Below are 12,808 nucleotides of genomic sequence, written 5' to 3'. Positions count from 1 at the left end.
TTATTATTTAAAGATTTTCATCCATATTAAATGTTAGTTTTGACATATTGATTGAATCAATCATCATCTGAGCCCAAAGCTTTTCAGAACGCTTTCTAGTATAGGCAACAGTCTCTTGATTGGCTTTTGTTAGATATGAAGTTAATTCAGTCCCTGATTTATCACCAGCTACTTCTATAATCTTATGCACACGACGACGATAGTATTGATTAAGTTCATTTAGATAATCAGTATCGAGTTGAACAAACTGTGGGTAATGCGTTTCTACAAGTGCCGCCAAGGATTTGTAGTACCACCAAGCATCGTTAAGATTATATTCCATTGATGTGTTATTGTAAGAGGGATCAGTATCATTCATATTAGCAAAGAATGGTACAAAGGGCGTGAAAGTTGGTCCACCAATACAAAGCCACATTATTGCTGCTTTATCAGGGTCAACATCATTTCTAATCTGTAAAATGTGAGAATTTTGCGTTCTATTTAAACCAATTGGACGGAAACGATGCTTCTCTTCTTCTGTGCCTTTACCAAAAGGATCATACGGAGTGTTTTGGTAATGACTGCCGAGCACAAATTCAATGTCTTCTCTGGTTATTTTCTTAGCTGCACGCCTAATGAAAGGTAAATCACCATCGGTTGGATCTTGTTCAATTTCGGGATTAAAATATTTTTGACCGTACCAAACACGATTAGTATTATAAAACCTATCTTGTTCACTATAAGTACCAAAAATATGACGGAAATTCCATCCCTGATGATCAACATTTAAGTTGTGATCGGCAACAAACTCCTGAATTCCCTCGCTCCACATAAAGTTTTTTGTGTCAGCAAAATCTACTTGTTCAATAGAAACCCTATTTGCAGCAATTGCATAAGCATCATCTGGAATACGTTGCGCTACCCAGTGATGACCTGTGACAATTTCCATATACCAGATCTCATTTTTGTCACCAAACAGAACTGAGTTACCTGCCGGTGAACCATATTTAGCTATCAGTTTGCCTAAATATTCAACTCCATTTCTAGCAGAATGAATATAAGGCAAAACAACTGACTGCATGCAATCTTCATCAAGACCATCTTTTACCAGTGGATCATATGCGAGTGCTCTCTCATTACCATAAGTTGATTCAGTACAAGACATTGCTACATTTTCTTGATTAATACCGCTCTCATCGTAATAACCACGGTTTTTGTAATCAACATTTGGTACAGCAGGAACAGCCTGAGCATTTTCAGGCAAGTCTAATTCAAACTTATTCAACCATGACTTAATTTTACGACCTGATTCATTTTTTGCAGCGGGTCTGATAATAAATTTTTGCGGTGTAATTGGACGAAAAGTGTCATCATTACGAGCAATCATGGTCGAACCGTCAACTGAAGCCTTTTTACCTACTAAAATTGTTGTACATGCACTGTATTCTTTCATTAAATATAAATAACTCCCTTTAAAAAATCTATTCTTAAATTAAATCATGAAATAATCCGACTGCATAGTTTGCGGCATCAAAATCAGCCAAATCGCTAGCCTTTTCACCCAAACCAACTAATTTTACCGGCAATTTCATCTCATTTCTAATTGCTAAAACGACTCCGCCCTTTGAGGAGCCGTCCAATTTTGTCAAAACCAATCCTGTTAATTTGGTAGTCTTGTCAAAGTCCTTAGCTTGAAGGAGTGCATTTTGACCAGTTGAGCCGTCTAAAACTAATAAAGTTTCTGTTGGCTCTTCTGGTGCTTGCTTTTTAATTGTCCGTTCAATTTTTTCAAGCTCATTCATTAAATTCTTTTTATTTTGTAAACGACCAGCAGTATCCACTAATAAATAATCATAATTGTCTTTAATAGCTTTATCAGTCGCATCATAAACAACTGAAGCAGGGTCCGCTTGTTCCTTTCCAGTTACTACTGGAACACCAACTTTTTCTCCCCATTCTGATAATTGTTCAACTGCACCAGCTCTGAAAGTATCTGCTGCCGCTAAAAGAACTGACTCCCCTTCATCTTTAAATCTTTTAGCCAATTTACCAATTGTTGTGGTTTTGCCCGCGCCATTTACACCTACAAAAAGATAAATATTCGGCTTACCATCGTTATGAGACTTTAATTTTTCATTTTCGGAATTACCACTTTGGTCATAAAGATTAACTAATTTTTCAACAATAACTTTTTTCAAATCATCTCGCGACTTGGCTTTTTGCAATTTTGCCTCATCTCGCAGTTCGTCAGTCAATTCTTCTGCAGTCTCATAACCGACGTCAGACTCAATGAGTAGCTCTTCCAAGTCATCAAAGAAATCTTCGTCAACAGTCCTGAACTGGGCAAAAAAACGATTTAATCGGGCCCCAAAGCCCTGATTAGTTTTCTCTAAACCTTTTTCATATAATTCAGTTTCATTTTGCTTTCCGTTATCAGTCTCATCCTCAGTTTCTTGCTCTAAAGATTCTTCTTCCTGAAAAGCTGTCGAATTTTCGTTTTCTGATTCATTCTTCTCTGAACTCTGTTTTTCTTCAGAGGTTATCTCTTCCTTGTTTTCTATCTCCTCAGAAGATTCTTCTTGCTCTTTTTCTGACTGATTCTGCGAATCATCAGTAGCTTTACTATTCTCTTCACCAAATAAAGATTTTTTTATCTTATCAAATAAACCCACTGTTATTTCACCTCATTTTTTAATTCTTTTAATGACACTGACAATACCTGCGATACGCCTGATTCTTGCATGACAACACCATAAAGTTGGTCTGCTTTTTCCATTGTTCCTCTTCTATGTGTTATTACAATAAATTGTGTATGCATGTCATATTCTTCTAAGAAATGTGCAAAGCGTGTGACGTTTGCATCATCAAGTGCTGCCTCCACTTCATCCAGTACACAAAATGGTACCGGTTTGACTTTGAGCATAGCAAAAAGCAATGTAATTGCTGTCAATGCCCTTTCTCCACCTGATAATAAGCTTAGTTTTTGCAACTTTTTACCCGGTGGTTGAGCAATAATTTCAACTCCTGTGTTCAATAAATCTTCAGGATTAGTCAAAACTAATTTGGCACTGCCACCTCCAAAAACCACCGGAAATAACTCAGTAAAACTATGAGCTACCTCTGTAAAAGTTTTACTAAAGCGACTACATACTTCTTGATCAAGTTCTGACATCGATTTTTCTAAATTGTCTCGACCCTTTAACAAATCATTTTGTTGTGCATTAAGGAAGTCGTAACGTTTTTTGACACTTTCATATTCTTCAATTGACTTCAGATTAACTGGACCAATGTCCGCAATAGACATTCGATGCAATTTTACATTCTTTTGAAGTTGTGTCCTATTGGCCTCATTATTTTCTTTTTCAGCTTGATTCAATGCGGCTTCATAGGTCAATGAATATTCCGTATTTAAAGTATCTAGACGTTGATCTATTTGGCTATTCAGCTGTGCTATTTTTACAGAAAAATCTTTTTGTTCGGCAGCAGCATCTTTACGAAGTTCATAATTACGACTTGCTACCTGATCAAGCTGGTTAATTTTAGCATCATACCGTCCTAATTTAGAACTTAAAGTATTAAGTTGCTCCTGCAAATTTTTCTTTTTTGCAATGCCCTCTTTATTTTCACGTTCAAAGTTCATCTTCTTTTCATCACCAAGCACATCATTTTCATCAAGTTCTTTCAACTTTTGGGACAAAGTATTAATTTGATTTTGATGCTGCCTTGATTCATTCTTTTTATCGGATTTTTGCTTTGAAACGTTCTCCAACTTATTAGCATAAACTGCTATTTGCGGATCAAGTTCGCTTAACTTTTCCTGAACCTCTTGATTCAACTCTGAAAAGTTCTTAATACGTAATTGCAATTCGCTGATATCTTGTTTTTGCTGAAGTATTTTCTCCTGCAGTTCTTCCTTCTTTTTTTCGGCAGACTTAATCTTGTTCTTAGTTTCAGTAATTTCCTGGTTGCGTTCTTGCTTTTGTTGTTCAAACAAACTATTCGCAGCCTTTAACCTGTTCACTTCTTTTTCTTGGTTTTGATACGAAAGAGCCGCTTCACCTAATTCTTGTTTAAGATTTTGAAATTTCGATGTCATTTCATTCAACTGCTGAGTTAAAATTTCATTCTTGCTTACAGCATCAGCTAATTGAGATTGTTCATTCTTAATTTTTGCTTTTAAATCTTTAATATTTTCTTTTAATTGACTCAGTTCAGCAGTAGTTTGAAGTGGAGAGTTGCTTTTTTGATTACGCACTCCTCCTGTCATTGAACCACCAGGTGATATAACATCCCCGTCAAGAGTCACAATACGATAGCGAGAAATTCTCTGTCTTATCTTCATAGCATTGCTTATTGTGTCAACTATTATAGTATTTCCAAGGAGATAATTAATTGCAGGCGCAATATCTTGATTAGGTAAACTTTTAACTATTTCGTTAGCAATACCTTGAAATCCAGGAAAAGAAGAAATTGTATTGATAGTTGAAGTTGGTATTGTATATTCTCTTAACCCGTCAAGAGGAAGAAAAGTAGCACGGCCTGCATGGTTTTCTTTTAATTTATTAATAGCATCTCGAGCATCCAGTTTTGATTTAGTGACTAAATCCTGAACCCCATTCCCTAATGCTGTAGCCATTGCAGCTTCATATTTAACAGGAAAGGTAACTAATTCTCCTACTGCTCCAATTACTCCAGGATAAGCAGATAAATTATTTAAAACGTTTTTGACTCCATAAAAATAACCTTCATGACGTTTGCGTATATTTTCCAGCGCATCATAACGCGCATTTAATTGACTAAAACGTTGTTTTTTGGTCGACAACGATTCTTGAAGAGATGACAAATTTTTTTGACTTAATTTTTGCTGATTAGTTAAATCTGCTATCTTTTGTTCTTCGATCTGACAGTTTTCTTTAAGTGACCTACCTTCAGATTTAAGTCGTTTAAGCTCAGTAGTTTCATTTCTCAGTTCTTCAACAACATTTTCTGTTTGAAACTGACTATTATCAGAAAGTTTTTTCAGTTCAGAATTCAAATAAACTATTTCATTATTATTAGAAGTTTGATCTTGCAACAACTGAATATAAGCTGAACGGAGCTGCTCTAGCTTTTGGTTTAGCTGTTCAGGATCTTCTTTTAGCTGAGCGCAAAGTTCAGTTCTTTTATCATTTAACTTCTCTTGCTCACTTTTTAAATTCTTTTCCTTTTCAAGCAGATCAATTCTATCATTTTCAATTGCCGATAATTGCTTTTTTAGGTCATTCAATTCAGATTGGTATTCTTTTTTGGTAGCTGCGCTATATTGCTTACTTTGTTCCGCAACTTGCAAATTGGTATTGATTTCAGAAAGCTTTTTAGTTAAAGAAAGTAAATCATTTTGTACCTTATCTCTTTGACTATTTAAAGTTTGATATTCTTTTCTTTTGTTTGCCACAGCTGCTTGAGAATCTTTTACTTCTCGATCCAGCTTCGATAAAAGAGTCTGATTTTCATCAGCCTTTTCCTGTTCTTTTTCTTTTTGATTATCTAAATCCTGAATTTCAAATGCCAATAAAGTTTTTAGTTCTCGATCCAGACCTTTTTTCTGAAATTGATATTCTTTAGCTAAAGAACTTTGTTCATGAAGAGGTTCAATCCTCTGCTCTAGCTCTTTGACAAGATCGTTGATGCGCACTAAATTATCAGTTGTCTGTTCCAACTGAACTTTTGCTTCTTCTTTTTGTCTCTTAAAATGAAGTACACCAGCTGCTTCTTCAAATAATGAACGTCTTTCTTCCGGGCGTGAATTTAGTATTTGATCTACCCGACCTTGGGAAATAATTGCTAAACTGTCCTGTGAAATTCCAGAATCCAAAAACAGAGCACGCACATCACGTTGTCTGACACTCTTTTTGTTGATTAAATACTCATTATCTCCTGACCTTAAAATCCGTCGAGTTATAACAACTTGATCTTCTTTAAAATTTAGTTCGTGTTTTTTATTGTTAAAAATCAGAGAAACTTCTGCATGATTTGCCGGCTGGCGGAATTCACTTCCGGCAAAAATGACATCTTTCATGTTTGAACCACGCAATGATTTAGCACTTGATTCGCCCATGACCCATCTGATCGCTTCAGTAATATTACTTTTACCACTACCATTGGGACCAACTATGCCAGTAATACCGGTGTCAAATTTAATTTTTGTTTTTTCGGCAAAGGATTTAAAGCCGTCAATTATCAGTTCTGTTAGTGGCACACACTCATCTCCCTAATTGAGCTTACCTAGAGCTGTTTTTGCAGCTTCTTGTTCAGCGGCCTTTTTATTGTGACCTTGTCCCTTAGACAATACTTTCCCATTAACAACTAGCTGGACAGTAAAACTGGAAGGCATTTGTTCTTCTTTTAAAACTTCATATTCAATCTTAACAGGTCCATCTTGTTGCAACAATTCTTGTAAGTCTGTTTTGTAATCTCTTGAAGCATCGAATTTGCCAGCATCAATTAATGGATATACTGTTAAACTTAAAAAATGCTCGACTGCTTCCATGCCTTGATCAAGAAAAAGCGCACCGTTAAAAGCCTCAAAAACATCTTCTAAAAGAGTTTTTCGAGAACGTGCACCTGCTTTTTCCTCACCATGACCTAGATTAATCTCAGCCGGGAAACCAAATTTTTGAGCAAATTCTGCAAATCCTTCAGTATCAACGATATTTGAACGCATTCTAGTTAATTCGCCTTCATTTAGATTTCTAAAATTACGGTAAAGATAATCAGAAATTGCTAATTCCAAAACTGCATCCCCCAAGAACTCCAGTTTTTCATAATCCCGGATACCATTTTCAGGATGCTCATTAGCATAAGAAGAATGAGTAAAAGCCTCTTCTAATAAGTTAGGATTGTTAAATTTAATTTTGTATTTTGTATCTAATCGTTTAATGAATTTGGTACTAACCATTTTTTCAACTCCTTAACAATCTAAATTATACCAGTTTTTAGCGTTAAAAAAGAAAACTATTGTCCTCAAATGACAATAGTTTTCTAATCTACTTTATTAAATGACTTTATTTAGTGTAAGCAACTTTGTACCATAATTGATGCCCATTGTTTGTCTGTGATGGTTTCAATGAGTAACCAGTGATTTTACTGTTAACAGCATCAATTCTATAAGCATTTGTAGTAGGAACTACATATGCTTGATCAATCATGTACTTTTGCCACTCATGGAATTTTTGAACGCGATACTTATGATCAAAGGCTTTTTGGGAATCCATTTCTTTAATAAGTTTAGTATTTTCAGGAGTTACAAAACGTGAATAGTTAGACATTGTTCCTTCACTATACATTTGTTCCTGAGAAGGCTCAGTGGACAAATTCCAACCTGCCAAAAACAGATCAACTTTTGGATCGTCATTTTGAACTTTATCATAGAATGAGTTGAATTCAGTCAAGCGTCCGCCAACAAGTTTAACATTCAAGCCAATCTTGTTCCACTGTTGAATATAGTTTTGAATAATTGGTTGTTGAATGGCATTACCCGACATAGCCAAAAGATTTATTGTTAATGGCTTACCGTTTGGATTAGTACGCCACTTACCTTTCTTCTTAAAACCAGCCTTATCCAAAATTTGATTGGCCTTTTTGATGTTATAAGTGTATCCTTTGGCGCTTTTATCGAAATAATCACCAAATGGTTCTGGAATCAATGTAGGAATTTGGAAACTCAAACCATCTGTATAATGTTTATAAACATCGTCAGTATTCATAGCATAAGCCATTGCTTGACGTAATGACTTGTTACCCATTTTAGCATGGGGATTCATTACATTCTTAGACTTCTTAGCGTCCCATTTACCTACCTTGAATGCTAGGTAATTATATGCCAGAGGAATCTGAGCAATAAAGTTAACTTTCTTTGTATCCTTTACTTGTTTCCATTGACTGTTAGTTACACGGGTAATATCAAATTTATGACTCTTAATCGCTTGCGAAGCAGAGTTTGGAGATACAACCTGGTATACAATCTTATCTAATTTTGGTTTACCACGCCAATAATATTTGTTTGGTACCCATGTAACTGACTGACCACGTACAACGTTTTTAACTTGGTATGGGCCAAAGAACAATGGCTTCTTTCTAATTTCATCAGAAGATTCCAATTTTGAAAAAGGAATATTCTTCAAATAGTGGTAAGGTGCGGCCATTTCCCAAATATAGCCGTTACCACTATAGTACATACCAGGTTTCAATTCTTTGCAGTGCAATACTGCAACACGTCCATTAGGGCCATCTGGCATTTCAATCCCAGATATAGTCTTTGACTTACCTTCATGGTAATCAGCCATTCCATTAATAATATTAAATTGAGTCGCATATCTTTGAGATTTAGTTGCCTTGTTGGCAATAATTTCATACGCAAATTCAACATCTTTGGCAGTAACTTGTTTACCGTCGGACCATCTGACACCCTTTTTAATAGTAATAGTTGCTGTTTTAGCCTTACGATCCAATTTTAAAGTAGCCGGACCTTTATCATTGATCTTATAGTGATCGTCAGTATCAAATAAAGATTCTTGTCCTGGACTGGTAACATCAGCACTTGGTTGATCCATTTGCAACTCTTCATTAAAGACACCAGTAAATGGGGTGTTAGTAACTTCTGCCACCTTTAACGTACCACCTTGTTTAGCGGTTTTTACGGGAGTCTGAATAGGGAATTTACTTGCTGTTTTAGCACCTTCATTGCTCTTGGTGTTATTCTTACCACAAGCTACTAAAGTCAGGGTTGCAGCAGTTAAAACTCCTACAGAACCTAATAGTTTACCTTTTTTCATAACACAATTTTCTCCTTCTCCAACATCAATTATAATTTTGGAAGCAAGTTAATACCTAAATGTTAACACTTAAAATTAAAAATGCAATAGTTTTACTAATAAAATGTTAATTTTGCTTTATTAAAATCAGAATATGTATACAGGATCATAAATAATAATCTGCATTTTATTTAATATAACCGACTTTGTACCATATTGGGTGACCATTATTTGTTTCAGAAGGTTTTAGTGATAAACCAGTTAATTTATTATTAACCGCTTTAATTTTATATGCATTAAAGACAGGTATGACATAAGCTTGATCAAACATATACTGTTGCCATTCATGAAATTTTTCAACACGATATTTATGGTTAAATGCTTTAGCAGAGTCAATCTCTTTAATCAATTTATTATTTTCAGGGGTAACAAACCTGGTATAGTTTGCTGGTCCACCTTCACTATATAATCCATTAGGTGATGGTTCCGTAGAAAGACCCCAAGCTCCTAAGAACATGTCTACTTGAGGATTATCGTTTTGAACTTTATCATAAAACGAATTACGTTCTGTCAGCCGACCATTTAGAAGGCCTACATTTAGCCCAATTTTATGCCACTGTTGCAAGTAATTTTGTATAATCGGTCCTTGTGTAGCATCACCCGACATGGCTAAAAAGTTAATTTTTAGAGGTTTACCATTGGGCTGAACGCGCCACTTACCTTTTTTCTTATAACCAGCCTTATCTAAAAGTTCATTAGCCTTTTTTAAGTTATAAGAAAATCCTTTAACATTTTTATTATATACATCACCATATTGCTTTGGAATTAATGTTGGAATTCTGAAACTCAGATTGTTATTATAACGTTTACTGACATCCTCTACATTCATGGCATACCCAATAGCTTGCCTTAAGGCTTTATTATTCATTTTACTATGAGGATTCATAACATTTTTACCTTTTTTGGCATCAAATTTGCCGACCTTAAACCCTAGGTATGAGTAATATAAAGGAATTTCTGCAATAAATCTCACATCTTTAGTATCTTTTACTTGTTTCCACTGAGCATTAATAACTTGAGCAATATCAAACTTATGTGATTTGATTGCTTGAGAAGTAGAATTAGGGGAAACAACTTGATAAATAATTTTATCCAGTTTTGGTTTGCCTTGCCAATAGTATTTGTTTGGTACCCATGTAGCTGACTGTCCACGAACTAGTTTATCTAACTTATAAGGTCCAAAATATATTGGTCTTTTTCTAACTTTATCTGAGGATTCGAGTTTGCTAAAAGGTACATCCTTTAAATAGTGATATGGTGAAGCTGATTCCCAATAATAGTCATTACCACTAAAGGCCATTCCTGGTGTCATATAGGAAAAATGCAATATCATTTTGCGACCATTATCACCGTCTGGCAATTCAATTCCTGAAATTTTTTTAGCTTTGCCCTCATGATATTCTTTCATTCCTTTCAGAACTTCCATTTTAGTAGAATATCTTTGAGCTTTAGTATTTTTATTAGCCAATATTTCATATGGATATGCCATATCCTTAGCAACCACTTGTTTGCCGTCTGACCATTTAACACCCTTTTTGATTTTAATAGTTATAGTTTTGTTTTTTTGATCCAGCTTCATTGTTGCTGGACCTTTATCATTTATTTTGTAATTATCATCTGTATAAAACAAAGATTCCTCGCCGGGTGAAGCAACTTCTGCGTCAGTCGCAGTTACACTTAACTCATCAGTAAATATTCCTGTAAAGGGCGTATCTGTTTCAACGGCAACTCTAACAGTTCCACCTTGCTTTGTTTCCTTTTTTGGCAAAGCATTTGGAAATTTACTTGCTTCCTTCGAACTGTCCTCATTATTACTTTTATTTGCTTTACTACAACCAACCAGAGCCATGGCACATGTAGCTATAATACCGATGGAGCATAAAAAATTTTTTTCTTTCATCATTCTTCTCTCCTTACAAAAGTACAAACACGATTTAAAACCTAAATCAAATAATAACAAAAAAGATTAGTAAAATAAATATTTTATTAATTATTAATTAAAAATTTCTATAAAATACCTTTTCATATTAGCAAAAATAAAACTCAAGCCTTAAAAACTTGAGTCTTACATAATTTTATTTAACATAACCCACTTGGTACCAAAGTACATGACCATTGTTATTTTCAGATGGTTTGAGAGAAAATCCTGTGATTTGATCGTTAATTGCTTTAATTTTATATGAATTGACAGTTGGTATCATATACGCTTGATCAAACATGTATTTTTGCCATTCATGAAAAACTTTTACACGATATTTATGATCAAAAGCTTTCTGTGAGTCCATTTCCTGCAACAATTTTTCATTTTCAGGAGATACAAAACGATCATAATTCGCTGCACCTTTTTCCCAATACATACCTCTTGCTGAGGGCTCAGATGACAACAACCATCCTGCCTCAAACATGTCGACTTGTGGGTCATCATGATTAAGCTTATCATAAAAAGTGTTTGATTCAGTTACTCTGCCGTTTAACAGTCTAACATCCAATCCGACCCTATGCCATTGTTGAATATAATTTTCAATAATCGGTTCTTGATTAGGATCACCGGCTTTAGCCATGAATCTAATCTTTAATGGTTTGCCGTTAGGTTGAACACGCCATTTACCCTTCTTTTTATATCCAGCTTTATCTAAAATTTGATTGGCTTTTTTAACGTCATAATTATATCCTTTAATATTTTTGTTAAAGTAATCACCAAATTGAGGAGGAATAAAAGTAGTTATATGAAATGTAAGGCCGTGAGTATAGTGCTTGGTTACTTCATCAACATTCATTGCGTACCCAATTGCCTTACGTAGAGCAACATTATCCATCTTACTTTTATGATTCATGACATTTTTACCAGTTTTTGGATCCCATTTGCCAAGCTTAAAACCGATGAACCAATAAGCGAGCGGTATTTCTGCAATAAATTTTACTTTTTTAGTATTTTTCACCTGATCCCATTGGGAATTTATTACATTGACAACATCAAATTTGTGACTCTTAATAGCTTGTGTTGAAGAATTAGGCGAAACTACCTGATACACTATCTTATCCAGCTTTGGCTTACCACGCCAATAATATTTATTCGGTACCCAAACTGCTGATTGACCACGTACTAATTTTTCTAATTTAAATGGTCCAAAATACAAAGGTTTTTTTCTAATCTTATCTGATGATTCCAACTTCTTAAAAGGTACATCTTTTAAATAATGATATGGAGCCGTATACTCTGAAAAATAATCATTCCCACTATTATACATTCCTGGTTTCAATTGCTTAAAATGAAGTATTACTTTCCTGCCGTTTTCGCCATCAGGCATTTCTATTCCTGAAATTGATTTTGCCTTTCCCTCATGATATTCCTTAAGACCTTTTATAAGTTCAAATTGACTTGAATATCTTTGTGAATTTGTATCTTTATTCGATAAAATCTCATATGGATATTCTACATCTTTGGCAGTAACCTGTTTGCCGTCAGACCATCTAACTCCCTTTTTAACTTCTATTGTAATTGTTTTATTCTTGCGATTAATCCTCAAAGTTGCTGGTCCCTTATCCGTAAAACGAAAATTATCATCAGTATCAAATAAAGATTCTGAACCAGGAGAGGCTACATCAGCATCAACGGCCGTTACTTGTAATTGATCTGAAAAAATACCGGTAAAAGGTGAGTCAGTTTGTAAAGCTACTTTAACTACACCACCCCTCTTTGAAGTTTTTACAGGCATTTTTTCAGGAAATTTACTAGCTTCTTTTGCACTATTTTCATTATCATTATTTTTTTTACCGCAAGCAACCATTGTCAAAGCTGTAACTGTCACTAACCCTATCGTATAAAACAGACTATGTTCTTTCATGATTATTTGATCCTTTCAAAATCTAGAATTTTTCTAATTATGAGTGTAATATACTAAATAATATCATATTAAATTAAGTTTTTAAATAAAAAATAATATTTTATTAATAATATTATTTTAATTATTCTTAAT

At 34.4% G+C, this 12,808-nt stretch carries 7 protein-coding genes; all 7 read right to left on the bottom strand.

What is annotated here, in order from left to right; genetic code table 11:
* Window positions 1–7 precede the first annotated feature (7 nt).
* The gene (locus tag LDM90_RS08500) at window positions 8–1,432 is read right to left on the bottom strand and encodes a C69 family dipeptidase (RefSeq protein ID WP_223897396.1); all 1,425 of its coding nucleotides are present in this window, start codon (window positions 1,430–1,432) and stop codon (window positions 8–10) included.
* Window positions 1,433–1,466: 34 nt separating this feature from the next.
* Entirely contained in the window at window positions 1,467–2,651 is a 1,185-nt protein-coding gene (ftsY, locus tag LDM90_RS08495) for a signal recognition particle-docking protein FtsY (protein WP_223897398.1), read from the bottom strand.
* 2 nt (window positions 2,652–2,653) lie between these two features.
* Window positions 2,654–6,217, bottom strand: a complete 3,564-nt coding sequence (gene smc, locus LDM90_RS08490) for a chromosome segregation protein SMC (protein WP_223897401.1) — start codon at window positions 6,215–6,217, stop codon at window positions 2,654–2,656.
* A 12-nt stretch (window positions 6,218–6,229) separates the two neighbouring features.
* Window positions 6,230–6,916 (bottom strand): ribonuclease III, encoded by a 687-nt coding sequence (gene rnc, locus LDM90_RS08485; RefSeq protein ID WP_034981565.1) that lies wholly within the window; start codon window positions 6,914–6,916, stop codon window positions 6,230–6,232.
* A 106-nt stretch (window positions 6,917–7,022) separates the two neighbouring features.
* A complete protein-coding gene (locus LDM90_RS08480; protein ID WP_223897403.1) occupies window positions 7,023–8,792 on the bottom strand; it encodes an oligopeptide ABC transporter substrate-binding protein in 1,770 nt (589 codons plus the stop codon).
* A 166-nt stretch (window positions 8,793–8,958) separates the two neighbouring features.
* Window positions 8,959–10,731, bottom strand: coding sequence for an oligopeptide ABC transporter substrate-binding protein (locus LDM90_RS08475; protein WP_223897420.1), 1,773 nt, complete (start codon window positions 10,729–10,731; stop codon window positions 8,959–8,961).
* Between the two features lie 175 nt (window positions 10,732–10,906).
* A complete protein-coding gene (locus tag LDM90_RS08470) occupies window positions 10,907–12,676 on the bottom strand; it encodes an oligopeptide ABC transporter substrate-binding protein (protein WP_223897405.1) in 1,770 nt (589 codons plus the stop codon).
* Window positions 12,677–12,808 lie beyond the last annotated feature (132 nt).

The organism is Lactobacillus huangpiensis (assembly GCF_019972815.1).
Taxonomy (GTDB): Bacteria; Bacillota; Bacilli; order Lactobacillales; family Lactobacillaceae; genus Lactobacillus; species Lactobacillus huangpiensis.
Note: the sequence above shows the minus strand (reverse complement) of the source record. Positions and strands in the feature narration are given on the sequence as shown.